The organism is Roseicyclus marinus (assembly GCF_036322625.1).
Lineage (GTDB): Bacteria > Pseudomonadota > Alphaproteobacteria > Rhodobacterales > Rhodobacteraceae > Roseicyclus > Roseicyclus marinus_A.
Window position 1 is genome coordinate 1,704,249 of sequence record NZ_AP027266.1, and the last position, 25,057, is coordinate 1,729,305.

A 25,057-nucleotide genomic window follows, 5' to 3' on the forward strand; every position below is an offset into this window, starting at 1 on the left:
TCAGGAGCTCCAGCTTATTTCATCGACATTGTCGACATCATGGGTGGCGCCGTTTTGCGAAATCGCGATGTCGACGTCATGAACGCGCAGGCCATTTGGATCGCGGAACACAAGGTTGCCGGTGACGGGATCGGGTTCATAGGTCAGGTTCGGACGCTCGTCGATGATCTGGAAGGTCCAGGAATTATCGGATTCTCCGTTGAACTCGCCGCTCATGGAAACGATATCGGTCCAGTTCGACTGGTTGGAGGACGCGCCCAGAAGCGTCTGGATATCCAGCGCATCATGGGTGGTGTCGCCACCGTCGATATCGCCCTCGTTCAGGTTGCGAATGACCATCTCGTAATCGACCTCACCGGCCGAAATGGTCAGTTCGGAGCTTGAGGACGGACCGTCGTTGCCCGAGTTCAGGCTGATGCGGTTGGTGATTGCATCGATCTGACCGAGAATGCTGTCGAGATCGAGGCGATCCCCGTCATTGCTGGAGAAATCCGAGATGACCTTTTGCCCTTCACCGGACGAGGTGCCCAGATCGGACACCTCCTCGAAGAGGAACGTGTCCGCTCCCTCGCCGCCGATCAGGGTATCGGCACCCGTCCCGGCATAGATCACATCGTCGCCGTCGCTGCCTTCGATCACGAGGTCGGATTGGGACAGGTTGTCGAAGATGATCGAGAAATCGGCCGTGACCTGGTCATTGTCCGCATCGGTGACCGTGGCAGACAGGTTCAGCTCGTGTGACACGGTATCGAGGGTGAAGATCGAATTCTTGGCCAGGCGGAAACCGGTTTCTTCCCCGGCAAAAAGCTCGACCCGATCAAAGGCTTGGCCCGGATCGACCATCAGCAGCTGATCCGACGCGCTGCTCGATCCCTTGCCCGCGCCCGCAAGTTCGCCCTGCCCAACCATCGTGCCACCCGAATAGGCGACCCAGATCAGGGTTTCGCCATCCTCCAGATGATCGATCGTCATGCCGACCGCGCCCACGGACATGGGATTGCCGTCGTTCCCGAATTCGAGGACCAGCTTTTCGCCGACATTGTCCTTGTTGTTGCCCTTGAGGGAATTCGACACGAACTGGTTGTCGACGCCCATGCCCTGGCGGGAGATGTTCACATCCTCCTGTTCCCAACCGGTCGTGGAGGTCAGCGTTTCCGCGCCATCGTTTTCAAAGGCGGTGATCGTGAGCGTCGTGCCGTCGTCATTCTCGATGAAGACGATATCGTCCTTGCCCGATTCCACCTCCTCGGCCGAAGACAGGTCGAACGAGGAGCCCACGACCGGGTCGATGGTGCCGACCAGCTCGACCGAATAGGAGACGGTCCCATCTGCCGCGATCGAGGGGCTGACGGTAAAGATCGTCTCCTGGGCACCGGTTCCGGCATTGATCACCGCGTTCAGGCCGCCATTGCCGTCGCTGACATAGACGATCGCCTGCCCGTCCGATGTCAGGGCCACGCCCTGCGCATTGGTAACCGGCGTCCCGTCGCCCGCGATCACCACGGTTGCCCCGTCAAGATCGGCACCGACCGTGACGCCCATATCCGCCGTGATCGGCTGGTCCTGGGCAGAGGCCGCGATGACGATGTTCTGGGCGACCGTGGCGACCGGCGCATCATCCTCGATGCGCACGCTCAGCGTGGCGGTGTCATGATCGCCGTCCCGATCGGTGAGCGACACCGTGAAGCTTTCACTCAAGCTTTCATTCGGGGTCTGCCCATCAAGGTGGTCCTCGGCGGCCAGCAACGTGTAGGAATAGCCAACCTCGCCTGTCTCCGACGAATAGGAGGTGATCGACAAGGTGTTTCCAAGGGCGGTGGTGATCTCGGTCGGGGTGAAGACACCGTTGGAAATCACCGTCACACCGGCAATGGACAGGGTGCCGACACCATCTTCGGCACTGATGGTAAAGACGCCCGATTGGGTCAGGCTGTCCTTCACCTCGTTCGTGCCCGTCGCGAAATCGCCCTCGTCCAGCACGAGGTCGCCCCCCGCCGCACCAAGACCGGAAATGGTCGCAGGATGATCGATGTCGAGCACGCGCAGCGTGGCCGTATCCCCCGTGTCCAACCGCTCGTAGCCGCCGCCGGTCGCCGATTGAATGCTGATCGTCGTGGCGAATTCGGAGGTCGTGTCAGGTGCGGTCTGGCTTTCCGATATCCCGGTCGTCTCGCCTGCGGCGATCGTGATCGTGACGCCGTTGCTGAGCGTCAGGATCAGGTCGCTTGCAGGCGCGTTGTCGACGGAAGCGCTGTACTGGAACGCCTCGCCTTCGGTAACGACAACATCTTCCAGCATGACCTTGGTCGTTGTGTCCGTGTCGCTCACCACGACATCGACGCTCGCACCGGAGATATCGAGCGCCTCGTAATTGCCGCCAGAGACAGAGGTCACGCTATAGGTCAGCGTGCCCGCATCGATGATCGCATCCTCGGTGTTGGGATTGGCGAAGGAGACCGTGCCGCTTGTCTGGCCTGTGGAAATGGTCAGGGTCTCGCCATTCGACAGGGTCAGAACCAGGTCGGTTTCAGGTGCGGTATCGACTCGCGCCATGATGGTGATCTGTCCACCTTCGAGGACCGGCTGCGCCGAGAGCGTGACCGTCGTCGTGTCGATGGTATCCGTGACGGTGACGTCAACGCTGGCACCGGCGATATCCAGCGCCTCGTAATTGCCGCCCGAAGTCGCACTCACCGAGTAGCTCTGCGTTTCGCCATCGGCGTAGACATCGTCAGTGTTGGGGTTGGCGAAGGAGACAGACCCCGTCGTCTGACCCGCTCCGATCGTGATCGTCTCGCCATTGGACAAGGTCAGGACCAGGTCCGTCTCGGGCGCGTTCGTCACGCTCGCCGTGATCGTGATGTCCGATCCTTCGGCAACAGGTGCAGCCGACAGCGTCACCGTCGTCGTGTCGATGGTATCCGTGACCGACACATCCACGCTCGCACCGGCAATATCCAGCGCCTCGTAATTGCCGCCCGAGCTCGAGCTCACCGAGTAGCTCTGCGTCCCGCCATCGGCATAGACATCGTCGGTGTTGGGGTTCGCGAAGGAGACAGACCCCGTCGTCTGCCCCGCCCCGATCGTGATCGTCTCGCCATTGGACAAGGTCAGGACCAGGTCCGTCTCGGGCGCGTTGGTCACGCTCGCCGTGATCGTGATGTCCGACCCTTCCGCAACCGGAGCAGCCGCAAGCGTCACCGTCGTGGTATCCACCGTATCGCTCACCGCGACCGTGGCCGAAGCAGGCGCGATCACCAGATCCTCGAAGCTCTCGCCCGCGACGCTCGCCCCGCTCACCGAAACCGTCACCGCGGAGGCATCGGCAAAGACATCCTCGCCCTGTGCGGCCACGCTGTAGCTCGTGCTCGTCTGGCCCGCCTCGATCGTCACCGTCTCGCCGGTCGAGAGCGTGACCACGAGGTCATCCTCCAGCGCCTGGCTCACGCTGACCGTGAAGGAGGCGGCCTGCGCCTCCGTCACATCGCCATCGGAGGTGATCGACACCGTCACCGTATCGATGGTGTCCGTGACAGTGACGTCAACGCTCGCGCCGGTGAGATCCAGCGCCTCGTAATTGCCGCCCGAGGTCGAGGAGACCGAGTAGCTCTGCGTCCCGCCATCGGCATAGACGTCATCGGTGTTGGGATTGGCGAAGGAGACAGAGCCCGTCGTCTGACCCGCCCCGATCGTGATCGTCTCGCCATTGGACAAGGTCAGAACCAGGTCCGTCTCGGGCGCGTTCGTCACGCTCGCCGTGATCGTGATGTCCGATCCTTCCGCAACCGGAGCAGCCGAGAGCGTCACGCTGGTCGTGTCCACCGTATCCGTGACAGTGACGTCAACGCTCGCACCGGCGATATCCAGCGCCTCGTAATTGCCGCCCGAGGTCGAGCTCACCGAGTAGCTCTGCGTCCCGCCATCGGCATAGACATCGTCGGTGTTGGGATTGGCGAAGGAGACAGAGCCCGTCGTCTGCCCCGCCCCGATCGTGATCGTCTCACCATTGGACAAGGTCAGAACCAGGTCCGTCTCGGGCGCGTTCGTCACGCTCGCCGTGATCGTGATGTCCGATCCTTCCGCAACGGGCGCAGCAGAGAGCGTCACGCTGGTCGTGTCCACCGTATCCGTGACCGACACATCCACGCTCGCACCGGCAATATCCAGCGCCTCGTAATTGCCGCCCGAGGTCGCGCTGACCGAGTAGCTCTGCGTCCCGCCATCGGCATAGACATCGTCGGTGTTGGGGTTCGCGAAGGAGACAGAGCCCGTCGTCTCGCCCGCCTCGATCGTGATCGTCTCACCATTGGACAAGGTCAGGACCAGGTCCGTCTCGGGCGCGTTCGTCACGCTCGCCGTGATCGTGATGTCCGATCCTTCCGCAACGGGCGCAGCCGCAAGCGTCACCGTCGTGGTGTCGATGGTATCCGTGACCGACACATCCACGCTCGCACCGGCGATATCCAGCGCCTCGTAATTGCCGCCGGAGGTCGAGCTCACCGAGTAGCTCTGCGTCCCGCCATCGGCGTAGACATCGTCGGTGTTGGGGTTCGCGAAGGAGACAGAGCCCGTCGTCTGCCCCGCCCCGATCGTGATCGTCTCGCCATTGGACAAGGTCAGGACCAGGTCCGTCTCGGGCGCGTTCGTCACGCTCGCCGTGATCGTGATGTCCGATCCTTCCGCAACCGGAGCAGCAGAGAGCGTCACGCTGGTCGTGTCCACCGTGTCGCTCACCGCGACCGTGGCAGAGGCAGGCGCGATCACCAGGTCCTCGAAGCTCTCGCCCGCAACGCTCGCCCCGCTCACCGAGACCGTCACCGCGGAAGCATCGGCAAAGACATCATCGCCCTGCGCCGCAACCGTATAGCTCGTGCTCGTCTGGCCCGCCTCGATCGTCACCGTCTCGCCCGTCGAGAGCGTGACCACGAGGTCATCCTCCAGCGCCTGGCTCACGCTGACCGTGAAGGAGGCGGCCTGCGCCTCCGTCACATCGCCATCGGAGGTGATGCTCACCGTCACCGTATCGACCGTGTCGGTGACGGATACATCCACGCTCGCGCCGGTGAGATCCAGCGCCTCGTAATTGCCGCCGGAGGTCGAGGAGACCGAGTAGCTCTGCGTGCCGCCATCGGCATAGACGTCGTCGGTGTTGGGATTGGCGAAGGAGACAGACCCCGTCGTCTGCCCCGCCCCGATCGTGATCGTCTCGCCATTGGACAAGGTCAGGACCAGGTCCGTCTCGGGCGCATTCGTCACGCTCGCCGTGATCGTGATGTCCAACCCTTCCGCAACCGGGGAAGCGGAGAGCGTCACCGTCGTCGTGTCCACCGTGTCGCTCACCGCGACCGTGGCCGAAGCCGGGGAGATCACCAGGTCCTCGAAGCTCTCGCCCGCGACGCTCGCCCCGCTCACCGAGACCGTCACCGTGCCGGCATCGGCAAAGACATCATCGCCCTGCGCCGCAACCGTATAGCTCGTGCTCGTCTCGCCCGCCTCGATCGTCACCGTCTCGCCGGTCGAGAGCGTGACCACGAGGTCATCCTCCAGCGCCTGGCTCACGCTGACCGTGAAGGAGGCGGCCTGCGCCTCCGTCACATCGCCATCGGAGGCGATGCTCACCGTCACCGTGTCGATGGTGTCGGTGACGGTGACATCCACGCTCGCACCGGCGATATCCAGCGCCTCGTAATTGCCGCCCGAGGTCGAGGAGACCGAGTAGCTCTGCGTCCCGCCATCGGCATAGACATCATCGGTGTTGGGATTGGCGAAGGAGACAGACCCCGTCGTCTGCCCCGCCCCGATCGTGATCGTCTCGCCATTGGACAGCGTCAGAACCAGGTCCGTCTCGGGCGCATGCGTCACGCTCGCCGTGATCGTGATGTCCGATCCTTCCGCAACCGGAGCCGCCGAGAGCGTCACGCTGGTCGTGTCGATGGTGTCGCTCACCGCGACCGTGGCCGAAGCCGGGGAGATCACCAGATCCTCGAAGCTCTCGCCCGCGACGCTCGCCCCGCTCACCGAGACCGTCACCGCGGAGGCATCGGCAAAGACATCCTCGCCCTGCGCGGCCACGCTGTAGGTCGTGCTCGTCTGACCCGCCTCGATCGTCACCGTCTCGCCGGTCGAGAGCGTGACCACGAGGTCATCCTCCAGCGCCTGGCTCACGCTGACCGTGAAGGAGGCGGCCTGCGCCTCCGTCACATCGCCATCGGAGGCGATGCTCACCGTCACCGTGTCGATGGTGTCGGTGACGGTGACATCCACGCTCGCACCGGCGATATCCAGCGCCTCGTAATTGCCGCCCGAGGTCGAGGAGACCGAGTAGCTCTGCGTCCCGCCATCGGCATAGACATCATCGGTGTTGGGATTGGCGAAGGAGACAGACCCCGTCGTCTGCCCCGCCCCGATCGTGATCGTCTCGCCATTGGACAGCGTCAGAACCAGGTCCGTCTCGGGCGCATGCGTCACGCTCGCCGTGATCGTGATGTCCGATCCTTCGGCGACAGGCGCCGCCGCAAGCGTCACCGTCGTCGTGTCGATGGTATCCGTGACCGACACATCCACGCTCGCACCGGCAATATCCAGCGCCTCGTAATTGCCGCCCGAGGTCGAGCTCACCGAGTAGCTCTGCGTCCCGCCATCGGCATAGACATCATCGGTGTTGGGATTGGCGAAGGAGACAGAGCCCGTCGTCTGCCCCGCCCCGATCGTGATCGTCTCGCCATTGGACAAGGTCAGGACCAGGTCCGTCTCGGGCGCATGCGTCACGCTCGCCGTGATCGTGATGTCCGACCCTTCCGCAACCGGAGCCGCCGCAAGCGTCACCGTCGTCGTGTCGACAGTATCCGTGACAGTGACGTCAACGCTCGCGCCGACAATATCCAGCGCCTCGTAATTGCCGCCCGAGGTCGAGGAGACCGAGTAGCTCTGCGTCCCGCCATCGGCATAGACATCGTCCGTGTTGGGATTGGCGAAGGAGACAGAGCCCGTCGTCTGCCCCGCCCCGATCGTGATCGTCTCGCCATTGGACAGCGTCAGGACCAGGTCCGTCTCGGGCGCGTTCGTCACGCTCGCCGTGATCGTGATGTCCGACCCTTCCGCAACCGGGGAAGCCGAGAGCGTCACCGTCGTCGTGTCGATGGTATCCGTAACCGTGACATCGACGCTCGCGCCAGTGAGATCCAGCGCCTCGTAATTGCCGCCCGAGGTCGAGGAGACCGAGTAGCTCTGCGTCCCGCCATCGGCATAGACATCGTCGGTGTTGGGGTTGGCGAAGGAGACAGACCCCGTCGTCTCGCCCGCCCCGATCGTGATCGTCTCGCCATTGGACAAGGTCAGGACCAGGTCCGTCTCGGGCGCGTTCGTCACGCTCGCCGTGATCGTGATGTCCGACCCTTCCGCAACCGGGGAAGCCGAGAGCGTCACCGTCGTCGTGTCGATGGTATCCGTAACCGTGACATCGACGCTCGCGCCAGTGAGATCCAGCGCCTCGTAATTGCCGCCCGAGGTCGAGGAGACCGAGTAGCTCTGCGTCCCGCCATCGGCATAGACATCGTCGGTGTTGGGGTTGGCGAAGGAGACAGACCCCGTCGTCTCGCCCGCCCCGATCGTGATCGTCTCGCCATTGGACAAGGTCAGGACCAGGTCCGTCTCGGGCGCGTTCGTCACGCTCGCCGTGATCGTGATGTCCGACCCTTCCGCAACCGGAGCAGCCGCAAGCGTCACCGTCGTGGTGTCGATGGTATCCGTAACCGTGACATCGACGCTCGCGCCAGTGAGATCCAGCGCCTCGTAATTGCCGCCCGAGGTCGAGGAGACCGAGTAGCTCTGCGTCCCGCCATCGGCATAGACATCGTCGGTGTTGGGATTGGCGAAGGAGACAGACCCCGTCGTCTGACCCGCCCCGATCGTGATCTCCGCGCCATTGGACAGCGTCAGGACCAGGTCCGTCTCGGGCGCATTCGTCACGCTCGCCGTGATCGTGATGTCCGATCCTTCCGCAACCGGAGCAGCCGAGAGCGTCACGCTGGTCGTGTCGATGGTATCCGTGACAGCGACATCCACGCTCGCGCCGGCAATATCCAGCGCCTCGTAATTGCCGCCCGAGGTCGAGGAGACCGAGTAGCTCTGCGTCCCGCCATCGGCGTAGACGTCATCGGTGTTCGGGTTCGCGAAGGAGACAGAGCCCGTCGTCTCGCCCGCCCCGATCGTGATCGTCTCGCCATTCGACAAGGTCAGGACCAGGTCCGTCTCAGGCGCATTCGTCACGCTCGCCGTGATCGTGATGTCGCTGCCTTCCGCAACAGGTGCAGCCGAGAGCGTCACGCTGGTCGTGTCGATGGTATCCGTGACCGACACATCCACGCTCGCACCGGCAATATCCAACGCCTCGTAATTGCCGCCCGAGGTCGCGCTGACCGAGTAGCTCTGCGTCCCGCCGTCGGCATAGACGTCATCGGTGTTGGGATTGGCGAAGGAGACAGACCCCGTCGTCTCGCCCGCCCCGATCGTGATCGTCTCGCCATTGGACAAGGTCAGGACCAGGTCCGTCTCGGGCGCGTTCGTCACGCTCGCCGTGATCGTGATGTCGCTGCCTTCCGCGACCGGCGCAGCCGAGAGCGTCACCGTGGTCGTATCGACCGTGTCGCTCACCGCGACCGTGGCCGAAGCAGGCGCGATCACCAGATCCTCGAAGCTCTCGCCCGCGACGCTCGCCCCGCTCACCGAGACCGTCACCGCGGAGGCATCGGCAAAGACATCCTCGCCCTGTGCGGCCACGCTGTAGGTCGTGCTCGTCTGGCCCGCCTCGATCGTCACCGTCTCGCCGGTCGAGAGCGTGACCACGAGGTCATCCTCAAGAGCCTGGCTCACGCTGACCGTGAAGGAGGCGGCCTGCGCCTCCGTCACATCGCCATCGGAGGTGATGCTTACCGTCACCGTGTCGATGGTGTCGGTAACCGTGACATCCACGCTCGCACCGGCAATATCCAGCGCCTCGTAATTGCCGCCCGAGGTCGAGGAGACCGAGTAGCTCTGCGTCCCGCCATCGGCATAGACGTCATCGGTGTTGGGATTGGCGAAGGAGACAGAGCCCGTCGTCTGACCCGCCCCGATCGTGATCGTCTCGCCATTGGACAAGGTCAGGACCAGGTCCGTCTCGGGCGCGTTCGTCACGCTCGCCGTGATCGTGATGTCCGATCCTTCCGCAACCGGCGCAGCCGAGAGCGTCACGCTGGTCGTGTCGATGGTGTCGCTCACCGCGACCGTGGCCGAAGCCGGGGAGATCACCAGATCCTCGAAGCTCTCGCCCGCGACGCTCGCCCCGCTCACCGAGACCGTCACCGCGGAGGCATCGGCAAAGACATCCTCGCCCTGCGCGGCCACGCTGTAGGTCGTGCTCGTCTGGCCCGCCTCGATCGTCACCGTCTCGCCGGTCGAGAGCGTGACCACGAGGTCATCCTCAAGAGCCTGGCTCACGCTGACCGTGAAGGAGGCGGCCTGCGCCTCCGTCACATCGCCATCGGAGGTGATCGACACCGTCACCGTGTCGACCGTATCCGTGATCTCGGCCGTGGCGCTCGCCCCCGCAAGGCTCGTCGCCTCGAAGTTGCCCCCCGTGATCGCCGTCACCGTCGCCGTGATGGAGCCTTCGTCCACGTAGACATCGGCATTGTCGAGGCCCGTCACTGTCAGGCTGCCGGTGCCCGAGGCGTCCAGCGCGACCGTGTATTCCGTGCCGCCAACATCCACCGTCAGGCTCGCCGGGGCACCCGCCTCGGGCGCGTTGCTCAGCGCGAAGTCGAAGGTCACCGAGGTCGCATCCTCGCTGATGTCGCTCGTCGTCACGCTCACCGTCGTCGTATCGACCGTGTCCGTGACCGAGACATCCACGCTCGCACCGGCGATATCCAGCGCCTCGTAATTGCCGCCGGAGGTCGAGGAGACCGAGTAGCTCTGCGTCCCGCCATCGGCATAGACATCGTCGGTGTTGGGATTGGCGAAGGAGACAGACCCCGTCGTCTCACCCGCCCCGATCGTGATCTCCGCACCATTGGACAAGGTCAGGACCAGGTCCGTCTCGGGCGCATGCGTCACGCTCGCCGTGATCGTGATGTCCGACCCTTCCGCAACCGGAGCCGCCGCAAGCGTCACCGTCGTCGTGTCGACAGTATCCGTGACAGTGACGTCAACGCTCGCGCCGACAATATCCAGCGCCTCGTAATTGCCGCCCGAGGTCGAGGAGACCGAGTAGCTCTGCGTCCCGCCATCGGCATAGACATCGTCCGTGTTGGGATTGGCGAAGGAGACAGACCCCGTCGTCTCGCCCGCCTCGATCGTGATCTCCGCGCCATTGGACAAGGTCAGGACCAGGTCCGTCTCGGGCGCGTTCGTCACGCTCGCCGTGATCGTGATGTCCGATCCTTCGGCAACCGGCGCAGCCGCAAGCGTCACCGTCGTCGTGTCCACCGTATCCGTGATCTCGGCCGTGGCGCTCGCCCCCTCAAGGCTCGTCGCCTCGAAGTTGCCCCCGTGATCGCCGTCACCGTCGCCGTGATGGAGCCTTCGTCCACGTAGACATCGGCATTGTCGAGGCCCGTTACCGTCAGGCTGCCGGCCCCCGAGGCGTCCAGCGCGACCGTGTATTCCGTGCCGCCAACATCCACCGTCAGGCTCGCCGGGACACCCGCCTCGGGCGCGTTGCTCAGCGCGAAGTCGAAGGTCACCGAGGTCGCATCCTCGCTGATGTCGCTCGTCGTCACGCTCACCGTCGTCGTATCGACCGTGTCCGTGACAGTGACGTCAACGCTCGCGCCGGCAATATCCAGCGCCTCGTAATTGCCGCCCGAGGTCGAGCTGACCGAGTAGCTCTGCGTCCCGCCATCGGCATAGACATCGTCCGTGTTGGGATTGGCGAAGGAGACAGACCCCGTCGTCTCGCCCGCCCCGATCGTGATCTCCGCGCCATTGGACAAGGTCAGGACCAGGTCCGTCGCAGGCGCATGCGTCACGCTCGCCGTGATCGTGATGTCCGACCCTTCCGCAACCGGAGCCGCCGAGAGCGTCACCGTCGTCGTGTCGACCGTATCCGTGATCTCGGCCGTAGCACTCGCCCCCTCAAGGCTCGTCGCCTCGAAGTTCCCGCCCGTGATCGCCGTCACAGTCGCCGTGATGGAGCCTTCGTCCACGTAGACATCGGCATTGTCGAGGCCCGTCACCGTCAGGCTGGCGGCCCCCGTCGCATCGAGCGCGACCGTGTATTCCGTGCCGCCAACATCCACCGTCAGGCTCGCCGGGGCACCCGCCTCGGGCGCGTTGCTCAGCGCGAAGTCGAAGGTCACCGAGGTCGCATCCTCGCTGATGTCGCTCGTCGTCACGCTGACCGTCGTCGTATCGACCGTGTCCGTGACAGTGACATCCACGCTCGCACCGGCGATATCCAGCGCCTCGTAATTGCCGCCCGAGGTCGCGCTGACCGAGTAGCTCTGCGTCCCGCCATCGGCATAGACATCGTCGGCATTCGGGTTCGTAAAGCTGACAGACCCCGTCGTCTGACCCGCCCCGATCGTGATCTCCGCGCCATTGGACAAGGTCAGAACCAGGTCCGTCTCGGGCGCATGCGTCACGCTCGCCGTGATCGTGATGTCCGATCCTTCCGCAACCGGAGCAGCCGAGAGCGTCACGCTGGTCGTGTCGATGGTGTCGCTCACCGCGACCGTGGCCGAAGCCGGGGAGATCACCAGGTCCTCGAAGCTCTCGCCCGCGACACTCGCCCCGTTCACCGAGACCGTCACCGCGGAGGCATCGGCAAAGACATCCTCGCCCTGCGCCGCAACCGTATAGCTCGTGCTCGTCTCGCCCGCCTCGATCGTCACCGTCTCGCCGGTCGAGAGCGTGACCACGAGGTCATCCTCCAGCGCCTGGCTCACGCTGACCGTGAAGGAGGCGGCCTGCGCCTCCGTCACATCGCCATCGGAGGCGATGCTCACCGTCACCGTGTCGATGGTGTCGGTGACGGTGACATCCACGCTCGCACCGGCGATATCCAGCGCCTCGTAATTGCCGCCCGAGGTCGCGCTGACCGAGTAGCTCTGCGTCCCGCCATCGGCATAGACATCGTCGGCATTCGGGTTCGTAAAGCTGACAGACCCCGTCGTCTGACCCGCCCCGATCGTGATCTCCGCGCCATTGGACAAGGTCAGAACCAGGTCCGTCTCGGGCGCATGCGTCACGCTCGCCGTGATCGTGATGTCCGATCCTTCCGCAACCGGAGCAGCCGAGAGCGTCACGCTGGTCGTGTCGATGGTGTCGCTCACCGCGACCGTGGCCGAAGCCGGGGAGATCACCAGGTCCTCGAAGCTCTCGCCCGCGACACTCGCCCCGTTCACCGAGACCGTCACCGCGGAGGCATCGGCAAAGACATCCTCGCCCTGCGCGGCCACGCTGTAGGTCGTGCTCGTCTGACCCGCCTCGATCGTCACCGTCTCGCCGGTCGAGAGCGTGACCACGAGGTCATCCTCCAGCGCCTGGCTCACGCTGACCGTGAAGGAGGCGGCCTGCGCCTCCGTCACATCGCCATCGGAGGCGATGCTCACCGTCACCGTGTCGATGGTGTCGGTGACGGTGACATCCACGCTCGCACCGGCGATATCCAGCGCCTCGTAATTGCCGCCCGAGGTCGCGCTGACCGAGTAGCTCTGCGTCCCGCCATCGGCATAGACATCGTCGGCATTCGGGTTCGTAAAGCTGACAGACCCCGTCGTCTCGCCCGCCCCGATCGTGATCTCCGCGCCATTGGACAAGGTCAGGACCAGGTCCGTCTCGGGCGCGTTCGTCACGCTCGCCGTGATCGTGATGTCCGATCCTTCCGCAACCGGAGCAGCCGAGAGCGTCACCGTCGTGGTATCCACCGTGTCGCTCACCGCGACCGTGGCCGAAGCCGGGGAGATCACCAGGTCCTCGAAGCTCTCGCCCGCGACACTCGCCCCGCTCACCGAGACCGTCACCGCGGAGGCATCGGCAAAGACATCCTCGCCCTGCGCGGCCACGCTGTAGCTCGTGCTCGTCTGGCCCGCCTCGATCGTCACCGTCTCGCCGGTCGAGAGCGTGACCACGAGGTCATCCTCCAGCGCCTGGCTTACGCTGACCGTGAAGGATGCGGCCTGCGCCTCCGTCACATCGCCATCGGAGGTGATGCTCACCGTCACCGTGTCGATGGTGTCGGTGACGGTGACATCCACGCTCGCACCGGCGATATCCAGCGCCTCGTAATTGCCGCCCGAGGTCGCGCTGACCGAGTAGCTCTGCGTCCCGCCATCGGCATAGACATCGTCGGCATTCGGGTTCGTAAAGCTGACAGACCCCGTCGTCTGACCCGCCCCGATCGTGATCTCCGCGCCATTGGACAAGGTCAGAACCAGGTCCGTCTCGGGCGCATGCGTCACGCTCGCCGTGATCGTGATGTCCGATCCTTCCGCAACCGGAGCAGCCGAGAGCGTCACGCTGGTCGTGTCGATGGTGTCGCTCACCGCGACCGTGGCCGAAGCCGGGGAGATCACCAGGTCCTCGAAGCTCTCGCCCGCGACACTCGCCCCGTTCACCGAGACCGTCACCGCGGAGGCATCGGCAAAGACATCCTCGCCCTGCGCCGCAACCGTATAGCTCGTGCTCGTCTCGCCCGCCTCGATCGTCACCGTCTCGCCGGTCGAGAGCGTGACCACGAGGTCATCCTCCAGCGCCTCACTCACGCTGACCGTGAAGGAGGCGGCCTGCGCCTCCGTCACATCGCCATCGGAGGTGATCGACACCGTCACCGTGTCGACCGTATCCGTGATCTCGGCCGTGGCGCTCGCCCCCGCAAGGCTCGTCGCCTCGAAGTTGCCCCCCGTGATCGCCGTCACCGTCGCCGTGATGGAGCCTTCGTCCACGTAGACATCGGCATTGTCGAGGCCCGTCACTGTCAGGCTGCCGGTGCCCGAGGCGTCCAGCGCGACCGTGTATTCCGTGCCGCCAACATCCACCGTCAGGCTCGCCGGGGCACCCGCCTCGGGCGCGTTGCTCAGCGCGAAGTCGAAGGTCACCGAGGTCGCATCCTCGCTGATGTCGCTCGTCGTCACGCTCACCGTCGTCGTATCGACCGTGTCCGTGACCGAGACATCCACGCTCGCACCGGCGATATCCAGCGCCTCGTAATTGCCGCCGGAGGTCGAGGAGACCGAGTAGCTCTGCGTCCCGCCATCGGCATAGACATCGTCGGTGTTGGGATTGGCGAAGGAGACAGACCCCGTCGTCTCACCCGCCCCGATCGTGATCTCCGCACCATTGGACAAGGTCAGGACCAGGTCCGTCTCGGGCGCATGCGTCACGCTCGCCGTGATCGTGATGTCCGATCCTTCCGCAACCGGAGCAGCCGAGAGCGTCACGCTGGTCGTGTCGATGGTGTCGCTCACCGCGACCGTGGCCGAAGCCGGGGAGATCACCAGATCCTCGAAGCTCTCGCCCGCGACGCTCGCCCCGCTCACCGAGACCGTCACCGCGGAGGCATCGGCAAAGACATCCTCGCCCTGCGCGGCCACGCTGTAGGTCGTGCTCGTCTGACCCGCCTCGATCGTCACCGTCTCGCCGGTCGAGAGCGTGACCACGAGGTCATCCTCCAGCGCCTGGCTCACGCTGACCGTGAAGGAGGCGGCCTGCGCCTCCGTCACATCGCCATCGGAGGCGATGCTCACCGTCACCGTGTCGATGGTGTCGGTGACGGTGACATCCACGCTCGCACCGGCGATATCCAGCGCCTCGTAATTGCCGCCCGAGGTCGAGGAGACCGAGTAGCTCTGCGTCCCGCCATCGGCATAGACATCATCGGTGTTGGGATTGGCGAAGGAGACAGACCCCGTCGTCTGCCCCGCCCCGATCGTGATCTCCGCGCCATTGGACAAGGTCAGAACCAGGTCCGTCTCGGGCGCATCCGTCACGCTCGCCGTGATCGTGATGTCCGATCCTTCCGCAACCGGAGCAGCCGAGAGCGTCACCGTCGTGGTATCCACCGTGTCGCTCACCGCGACCGTGGCCGAAGCCGGGGAGATCACCAGGTCCTCGAAGCTCTCGCCCGCGACACTCGCCCCGCTCACCGAGACCGTCACCGCGGAGGCATCGGCAAAGACATCCTCGCCCTGCGCGGCCACGCTGTAGCTCGTGCTCGTCTGGCCCGCCTCGATCGTCACCGTCTCGCCGGTCGAGAGCGTGACCACGAGGTCATCCTCCAGCGCCTGGCTTACGCTGACCGTGAAGGATGCGGCCTGCGCCTCCGTCACATCGCCATCGGAGGTGATGCTCACCGTCACCGTGTCGATGGTGTCGGTGACGGTGACATCCACGCTCGCACCGGCGATATCCAGCGCCTCGTAATTGCCGCCCGAGGTCGCGCTGACCGAGTAGCTCTGCGTCCCGCCATCGGCATAGACATCGTCGGCATTCGGGTTCGTAAAGCTGACAGACCCCGTCGTCTGACCCGCCCCGATCGTGATCTCCGCGCCATTGGACAAGGTCAGAACCAGGTCCGTCTCGGGCGCATGCGTCACGCTCGCCGTGATCGTGATGTCCGATCCTTCCGCAACCGGAGCAGCCGAGAGCGTCACGCTGGTCGTGTCGATGGTGTCGCTCACCGCGACCGTGGCCGAAGCCGGGGAGATCACCAGGTCCTCGAAGCTCTCGCCCGCGACACTCGCCCCGTTCACCGAGACCGTCACCGCGGAGGCATCGGCAAAGACATCCTCGCCCTGCGCCGCAACCGTATAGCTCGTGCTCGTCTCGCCCGCCTCGATCGTCACCGTCTCGCCGGTCGAGAGCGTGACCACGAGGTCATCCTCCAGCGCCTGGCTCACGCTGACCGTGAAGGAGGCGGCCTGCGCCTCCGTCACATCGCCATCGGAGGCGATGCTCACCGTCACCGTGTCGATGGTGTCGGTGACGGTGACATCCACGCTCGCACCGGCGATATCCAGCGCCTCGTAATTGCCGCCCGAGGTCGCGCTGACCGAGTAGCTCTGCGTCCCGCCATCGGCATAGACATCGTCGGCATTCGGGTTCGTAAAGCTGACAGACCCCGTCGTCTGACCCGCCCCGATCGTGATCTCCGCGCCATTGGACAAGGTCAGAACCAGGTCCGTCTCGGGCGCATGCGTCACGCTCGCCGTGATCGTGATGTCCGATCCTTCCGCAACCGGAGCCGCCGAGAGCGTCACGCTGGTCGTGTCGATGGTGTCGCTCACCGCGACCGTGGCCGAAGCCGGGGAGATCACCAGATCCTCGAAGCTCTCGCCCGCGACGCTCGCCCCGCTCACCGAGACCGTCACCGCGGAGGCATCGGCAAAGACATCCTCGCCCTGCGCGGCCACGCTGTAGGTCGTGCTCGTCTGACCCGCCTCGATCGTCACCGTCTCGCCGGTCGAGAGCGTGACCACGAGGTCATCCTCCAGCGCCTGGCTCACGCTGACCGTGAAGGAGGCGGCCTGCGCCTCCGTCACATCGCCATCGGAGGCGATGCTCACCGTCACCGTGTCGATGGTGTCGGTGACGGTGACATCCACGCTCGCACCGGCGATATCCAGCGCCTCGTAATTGCCGCCCGAGGTCGAGGAGACCGAGTAGCTCTGCGTCCCGCCATCGGCATAGACATCATCGGTGTTGGGATTGGCGAAGGAGACAGACCCCGTCGTCTGCCCCGCCCCGATCGTGATCTCCGCGCCATTGGACAAGGTCAGAACCAGGTCCGTCTCGGGCGCATCCGTCACGCTCGCCGTGATCGTGATGTCCGATCCTTCCGCAACCGGAGCAGCCGAGAGCGTCACGCTGGTCGTGTCGATGGTGTCGCTCACCGCGACCGTGGCCGAAGCCGGGGAGATCACCAGGTCCTCGAAGCTCTCGCCCGCGACACTCGCCCCGTTCACCGAGACCGTCACCGCGGAGGCATCGGCAAAGACATCCTCGCCCTGCGCGGCCACGCTGTAGGTCGTGCTCGTCTGACCCGCCTCGATCGTCACCGTCTCGCCGGTCGAGAGCGTGACCACGAGGTCATCCTCCAGCGCCTGGCTCACGCTGACCGTGAAGGAGGCGGCCTGCGCCTCCGTCACATCGCCATCGGAGGCGATGCTCACCGTCACCGTGTCGATGGTGTCGGTGACGGTGACATCCACGCTCGCACCGGCGATATCCAGCGCCTCGTAATTGCCGCCCGAGGTCGAGGAGACCGAGTAGCTCTGCGTCCCGCCATCGGCATAGACATCATCGGTGTTGGGATTGGCGAAGGAGACAGAGCCCGTCGTCTGCCCCGCCCCGATCGTGATCGTCTCGCCATTGGACAGCGTCAGGACCAGGTCCGTCTCGGGCGCGTTCGTCACGCTCGCCGTGATCGTGATGTCCGACCCTTCCGCAACCGGGGAAGCCGAGAGCGTCACCGTCGTCGTGTCGATGGTATCCGTAACCGTGACATCGACGCTCGCGCCAGTGAGATCCAGCGCCTCGTAATTGCCGCCCGAGGTCGAGGAGACCGAGTAGCTCTGCGTCCCGCCATCGGCATAGACATCGTCGGTGTTGGGGTTGGCGAAGGAGACAGACCCCGTCGTCTCGCCCGCCCCGATCGTGATCGTCTCGCCATTGGACAAGGTCAGGACCAGGTCCGTCTCGGGCGCGTTCGTCACGCTCGCCGTGATCGTGATGTCCGACCCTTCCGCAACCGGGGAAGCCGAGAGCGTCACCGTCGTCGTGTCGATGGTATCCGTAACCGTGACATCGACGCTCGCGCCAGTGAGATCCAGCGCCTCGTAATTGCCGCCCGAGGTCGAGGAGACCGAGTAGCTCTGCGTCCCGCCATCGGCATAGACATCGTCGGTGTTGGGGTTGGCGAAGGAGACAGACCCCGTCGTCTCGCCCGCCCCGATCGTGATCGTCTCGCCATTGGACAAGGTCAGAACCAGGTCCGTCTCGGGCGCATCCGTCACGCTCGCCGTGATCGTGATGTCCGACCCTTCCGCAACCGGAGCCGCCGAGAGCGTCACGCTGGTCGTGTCCACCGTATCCGTGACAGTGACGTCAACGCTCGCGCCGGCAATATCCAGCGCCTCGTAATTGCCGCCCGAGGTCGAGCTCACCGAGTAGCTCTGCGTCCCGCCGTCGGCATAGACGTCATCGGTGTTGGGGTTCGCGAAGGAGACAGACCCCGTCGTCTGACCCGCCCCGATCCTGATCGTCTCGCCATTGGACAAGGTCAGGACCAGGTCCGTCTCAGGCGCGTTCGTCACGCTCGCCGTGATCGTGATGTCCGACCCTTCCGCAACCGGAGCAGCCGAGAGCGTCACGCTGGTCGTGTCGATGGTATCCGTGACCGACACATCCACGCTCGCACCGGCAATATCCAGCGCCTCGTAATTGCCGCCCGAGGTCGAGGAGACCGAGTAGCTCTGCGTCCCGCCATCGGCATAGACGTCATCGGTGTTGGGGTTCGCGAAGGAGACAGACCCCGTCGTCTGCCCCGCCCCGATCCTGATCGTCTCGCCATTGGACAAGGTCAGGACCAGGTCCGTCTCAGGCGCGTTCGTCACGCTCGCCGTGATCGTGATGTCCGATCCTTCCGCAACAGGTGCAGCCGAGAGCGTCACGCTGGTCGTATCCACCGTGTCCGTAACAGTGACGTCAACGCTCGCGCCGGCGATATCGAGCGCCTCGTAATTGCCGCCCGAGGTCGAGGAGACCGAGTAGCTCTGCGTCCCGCCATCGGCATAGACATCGTCCGTGTTGGGGTTGGCGAAGGAGACAGATCCCGTCGTCTCGCCCGCCCCGATCGTGATCGTCTCACCATTGGACAAGGTCAGGACCAGGTCCGTCTCAGGCGCGTTCGTCACGCTCGCCGTGATCGTGATGTCCGATCCTTCCGCAACCGGAGCAGCAGAGAGCGTCACGCTGGTCGTGTCGATGGTGTCGCTCACCGCGACCGTGGCCGAAGCCGGGGAGATCACCAGGTCCTCGAAGCTCTCGCCCGCGACACTCGCCCCGTTCACCGAGACCGTCACCGCGGAGGCATCGGCAAAGACATCCTCGCCCTGCGCGGCCACGCTGTAGGTCGTGCTCGTCTGACCCGCCTCGATCGTCACCGTCTCGCCGGTCGAGAGCGTGACCACGAGGTCATCCTCCAGCGCCTCACTCACGCTGACCGTGAAGGAGGCGGCCTGCGCCTCCGTCACATCGCCATCGGAGGTGATCGACACCGTCACCGTGTCGACCGTATCCGTGATCTCGGCCGTGGCGCTCGCCCCCGCAAGGCTCGTCGCCTCGAAGTTGCCCCCCGTGATCGCCGTCACCGTCGCCGTGATGGAGCCTTCGTCCACGTAGACATCGGCATTGTCGAGGCCCGTCACCGTCAGGCTGCCGGTGCCCGAGGCATCCAGCGCGACCGTGTATTCCGTGCCGCCAACATCCACCGTCAGGCTCGCCGGGACACCCGCCTCGGGCGCGTTGCTCAGCGCGAAGTCGAAGGTCACCGAGGTCGCATCCTCGCTGATGTCGCTCGTCGTCACGCTCACCGTCGTCGTATCGACCGTGTCCGTGACAGTGACGTCAACGCTCGCACCGGCGATATCCAGCGCCTCGTAATTGCCGCCGGAGGTCGAGCTCACCGAGTAGCTCTGCGTCCCGCCATCGGCATAGACATCGTCGGTGTTGGGGTTCGCGAAGGAGACAGAGCCCGTCGTCTGACCCGCCCCGATCGTGATCGTCTCGCCATTGGACAAGGTCAGAACCAGGTCCGTCTCGGGCGCGTTCGTCACGCTCGCCGTGATCGTGATGTCCGACCCTTCCGCAACCGGGGAAGCCGAGAGCGTCACCGTCGTCGTGTCGATGGTATCCGTAACCGTGACATCGACGCTCGCGCCAGTGAGATCCAGCGCCTCGTAATTGCCGCCCGAGGTCGAGGAGACCGAGTAGCTCTGCGTCCCGCCATCGGCATAGACATCGTCGGTGTTGGGGTTGGCGAAGGAGACAGACCCCGTCGTCTCGCCCGCCCCGATCGTGATCGTCTCGCCATTGGACAAGGTCAGGACCAGGTCCGTCTCGGGCGCGTTCGTCACGCTCGCCGTGATCGTGATGTCCGACCCTTCCGCAACCGGAGCAGCCGCAAGCGTCACCGTCGTGGTGTCGATGGTATCCGTAACCGTGACATCGACGCTCGCGCCAGTGAGATCCAGCGCCTCGTAATTGCCGCCCGAGGTCGAGGAGACCGAGTAGCTCTGCGTCCCGCCATCGGCATAGACATCGTCGGTGTTGGGATTGGCGAAGGAGACAGACCCCGTCGTCTGACCCGCCCCGATCGTGATCTCCGCGCCATTGGACAGCGTCAGGACCAGGTCCGTCTCGGGCGCATTCGTCACGCTCGCCGTGATCGTGATGTCCGATCCTTCCGCAACCGGAGCAGCCGAGAGCGTCACGCTGGTCGTGTCGATGGTATCCGTGACAGCGACATCCACGCTCGCGCCGGCAATATCCAGCGCCTCGTAATTGCCGCCCGAGGTCGAGGAGACCGAGTAGCTCTGCGTCCCGCCATCGGCGTAGACGTCATCGGTGTTCGGGTTCGCGAAGGAGACAGAGCCCGTCGTCTCGCCCGCCCCGATCGTGATCGTCTCGCCATTCGACAAGGTCAGGACCAGGTCCGTCTCAGGCGCATTCGTCACGCTCGCCGTGATCGTGATGTCGCTGCCTTCCGCAACAGGTGCAGCCGAGAGCGTCACGCTGGTCGTGTCGATGGTATCCGTGACCGACACATCCACGCTCGCACCGGCAATATCCAACGCCTCGTAATTGCCGCCCGAGGTCGCGCTGACCGAGTAGCTCTGCGTCCCGCCGTCGGCATAGACGTCATCGGTGTTGGGATTGGCGAAGGAGACAGACCCCGTCGTCTCGCCCGCCCCGATCGTGATCGTCTCGCCATTGGACAAGGTCAGGACCAGGTCCGTCTCGGGCGCGTTCGTCACGCTCGCCGTGATCGTGATGTCGCTGCCTTCCGCGACCGGCGCAGCCGAGAGCGTCACCGTGGTCGTATCGACCGTGTCGCTCACCGCGACCGTGGCCGAAGCAGGCGCGATCACCAGATCCTCGAAGCTCTCGCCCGCGACGCTCGCCCCGCTCACCGAGACCGTCACCGCGGAGGCATCGGCAAAGACATCCTCGCCCTGTGCGGCCACGCTGTAGGTCGTGCTCGTCTGGCCCGCCTCGATCGTCACCGTCTCGCCGGTCGAGAGCGTGACCACGAGGTCATCCTCAAGAGCCTGGCTCACGCTGACCGTGAAGGAGGCGGCCTGCGCCTCCGTCACATCGCCATCGGAGGTGATGCTTACCGTCACCGTGTCGATGGTGTCGGTAACCGTGACATCCACGCTCGCACCGGCAATATCCAGCGCCTCGTAATTGCCGCCCGAGGTCGAGGAGACCGAGTAGCTCTGCGTCCCGCCATCGGCATAGACGTCATCGGTGTTGGGATTGGCGAAGGAGACAGAGCCCGTCGTCTGACCCGCCCCGATCGTGATCGTCTCGCCATTGGACAAGGTCAGGACCAGGTCCGTCTCGGGCGCGTTCGTCACGCTCGCCGTGATCGTGATGTCCGATCCTTCCGCAACCGGCGCAGCCGAGAGCGTCACGCTGGTCGTGTCGATGGTGTCGCTCACCGCGACCGTGGCCGAAGCCGGGGAGATCACCAGATCCTCGAAGCTCTCGCCCGCGACGCTCGCCCCGCTCACCGAGACCGTCACCGCGGAGGCATCGGCAAAGACATCCTCGCCCTGCGCGGCCACGCTGTAGGTCGTGCTCGTCTGGCCCGCCTCGATCGTCACCGTCTCGCCGGTCGAGAGCGTGACCACGAGGTCATCCTCAAGAGCCTGGCTCACGCTGACCGTGAAGGAGGCGGCCTGCGCCTCCGTCACATCGCCATCGGAGGTGATCGACACCGTCACCGTGTCGACCGTATCCGTGATCTCGGCCGTGGCGCTCGCCCCCGCAAGGCTCGTCGCCTCGAAGTTGCCCCCGTGATCGCCGTCACCGTCGCCGTGATGGAGCCTTCGTCCACGTAGACATCGGCATTGTCGAGGCCCGTCACTGTCAGGCTGCCGGTGCCCGAGGCGTCCAGCGCGACCGTGTATTCCGTGCCGCCAACATCCACCGTCAGGCTCGCCGGGGCACCCGCCTCGGGCGCGTTGCTCAGCGCGAAGTCGAAGGTCACCGAGGTCGCATCCTCGCTGATGTCGCTCGTCGTCACGCTCACCGTCGTCGTATCGACCGTGTCCGTGACCGAGACATCCACGCTCGCACCGGCGATATCCAGCGCCTCGTAATTGCCGCCGGAGGTCGAGGAGACCGAGTAGCTCTGCGTCCCGCCATCGGCATAGACATCGTCGGTGTTGGGATTGGCGAAGGAGACAGACCCCGTCGTCTCACCCGCCCCGATCGTGATCTCCGCACCATTGGACAAGGTCAGGACCAGGTCCGTCTCGGGCGCATGCGTCACGCTCGCCGTGATCGTGATGTCCGACCCTTCCGCAACCGGAGCCGCCGCAAGCGTCACCGTCGTCGTGTCGACAGTATCCGTGACAGTGACGTCAACGCTCGCGCCGACAATATCCAGCGCCTCGTAATTGCCGCCCGAGGTCGAGGAGACCGAGTAGCTCTGCGTCCCGCCATCGGCATAGACATCGTCCGTGTTGGGATTGGCGAAGGAGACAGACCCCGTCGTCTCGCCCGCCTCGATCGTGATCTCCGCGCCATTGGACAAGGTCAGGACCAGGTCCGTCTCGGGCGCGTTCGTCACGCTCGCCGTGATCGTGATGTCCGATCCTTCGGCAACCGGCGCAGCCGCAAGCGTCACCGTCGTCGTGTCCACCGTATCCGTGATCTCGGCCGTGGCGCTCGCCCCCTCAAGGCTCGTCGCCTCGAAGTTGCCCCCCGTGATCGCCGTCACCGTCGCCGTGATGGAGCCTTCGTCCACGTAGACATCGGCATTGTCGAGGCCCGTTACCGTCAGGCTGCCGGCCCCCGAGGCGTCCAGCGCGACCGTGTATTCCGTGCCGCCAACATCCACCGTCAGGCTCGCCGGGACACCCGCCTCGGGCGCGTTGCTCAGCGCGAAGTCGAAGGTCACCGAGGTCGCATCCTCGCTGATGTCGCTCGTCGTCACGCTCACCGTCGTCGTATCGACCGTGTCCGTGACAGTGACGTCAACGCTCGCGCCGGCAATATCCAGCGCCTCGTAATTGCCGCCCGAGGTCGAGCTGACCGAGTAGCTCTGCGTCCCGCCATCGGCATAGACATCGTCCGTGTTGGGATTGGCGAAGGAGACAGACCCCGTCGTCTCGCCCGCCCCGATCGTGATCTCCGCGCCATTGGACAAGGTCAGGACCAGGTCCGTCGCAGGCGCATGCGTCACGCTCGCCGTGATCGTGATGTCCGACCCTTCCGCAACCGGAGCCGCCGAGAGCGTCACCGTCGTCGTGTCGACCGTATCCGTGATCTCGGCCGTAGCACTCGCCCCCTCAAGGCTCGTCGCCTCGAAGTTCCCGCCCGTGATCGCCGTCACAGTCGCCGTGATGGAGCCTTCGTCCACGTAGACATCGGCATTGTCGAGGCCCGTCACCGTCAGGCTGGCGGCCCCCGTCGCATCGAGCGCGACCGTGTATTCCGTGCCGCCAACATCCACCGTCAGGCTCGCCGGGGCACCCGCCTCGGGCGCGTTGCTCAGCGCGAAGTCGAAGGTCACCGAGGTCGCATCCTCGCTGATGTCGCTCGTCGTCACGCTGACCGTCGTCGTATCGACCGTGTCCGTGACAGTGACATCCACGCTCGCACCGGCGATATCCAGCGCCTCGTAATTGCCGCCCGAGGTCGCGCTGACCGAGTAGCTCTGCGTCCCGCCATCGGCATAGACATCGTCGGCATTCGGGTTCGTAAAGCTGACAGACCCCGTCGTCTGACCCGCCCCGATCGTGATCTCCGCGCCATTGGACAAGGTCAGAACCAGGTCCGTCTCGGGCGCATGCGTCACGCTCGCCGTGATCGTGATGTCCGATCCTTCCGCAACCGGAGCAGCCGAGAGCGTCACGCTGGTCGTGTCGATGGTGTCGCTCACCGCGACCGTGGCCGAAGCCGGGGAGATCACCAGGTCCTCGAAGCTCTCGCCCGCGACACTCGCCCCGTTCACCGAGACCGTCACCGCGGAGGCATCGGCAAAGACATCCTCGCCCTGCGCCGCAACCGTATAGCTCGTGCTCGTCTCGCCCGCCTCGATCGTCACCGTCTCGCCGGTCGAGAGCGTGACCACGAGGTCATCCTCCAGCGCCTGGCTCACGCTGACCGTGAAGGAGGCGGCCTGCGCCTCCGTCACATCGCCATCGGAGGCGATGCTCACCGTCACCGTGTCGATGGTGTCGGTGACGGTGACATCCACGCTCGCACCGGCGATATCCAGCGCCTCGTAATTGCCGCCCGAGGTCGCGCTGACCGAGTAGCTCTGCGTCCCGCCATCGGCATAGACATCGTCGGCATTCGGGTTCGTAAAGCTGACAGACCCCGTCGTCTGACCCGCCCCGATCGTGATCTCCGCGCCATTGGACAAGGTCAGAACCAGGTCCGTCTCGGGCGCATGCGTCACGCTCGCCGTGATCGTGATGTCCGATCCTTCCGCAACCGGAGCAGCCGAGAGCGTCACGCTGGTCGTGTCGATGGTGTCGCTCACCGCGACCGTGGCCGAAGCCGGGGAGATCACCAGGTCCTCGAAGCTCTCGCCCGCGACACTCGCCCCGTTCACCGAGACCGTCACCGCGGAGGCATCGGCAAAGACATCCTCGCCCTGCGCGGCCACGCTGTAGGTCGTGCTCGTCTGACCCGCCTCGATCGTCACCGTCTCGCCGGTCGAGAGCGTGACCACGAGGTCATCCTCCAGCGCCTGGCTCACGCTGACCGTGAAGGAGGCGGCCTGCGCCTCCGTCACATCGCCATCGGAGGCGATGCTCACCGTCACCGTGTCGATGGT

The 25,057-nt window shown here is 65.1% G+C and carries 3 protein-coding genes (1 of these 3 running past the window's edge); all 3 read right to left on the reverse strand.

What is annotated here, in order from left to right; all coding sequences use genetic code 11:
- Tightly spaced (each overlapping or abutting the next), the 3 genes in view from AABA51_RS08170 to AABA51_RS08180 form a layout consistent with a single transcriptional unit that may run on beyond the window.
- On the reverse strand, nt 1–10,467 hold the full coding sequence (locus AABA51_RS08170) for an immunoglobulin-like domain-containing protein (protein WP_338276299.1): 10,467 nt from the start codon (nt 10,465–10,467) through the stop codon (nt 1–3).
- Entirely contained in the window at nt 10,449–21,989 is an 11,541-nt protein-coding gene (locus AABA51_RS08175) for an immunoglobulin-like domain-containing protein (RefSeq protein ID WP_338276301.1), read from the reverse strand. The genes AABA51_RS08170 and AABA51_RS08175 overlap by 19 nt, the downstream gene beginning before the upstream one ends.
- Nucleotides 21,986–25,057: the end of an immunoglobulin-like domain-containing protein gene (locus AABA51_RS08180; protein WP_338276303.1), read on the reverse strand. It continues 6,954 nt past the right edge of the window; 3,072 of the gene's 10,026 nt are visible here — the last part of the coding sequence; its start codon lies beyond the right edge, outside the window — the gene reads right to left on this strand; the stop codon is at nt 21,986–21,988. Before AABA51_RS08180 ends, AABA51_RS08175 begins: the two co-directional genes overlap by 4 nt.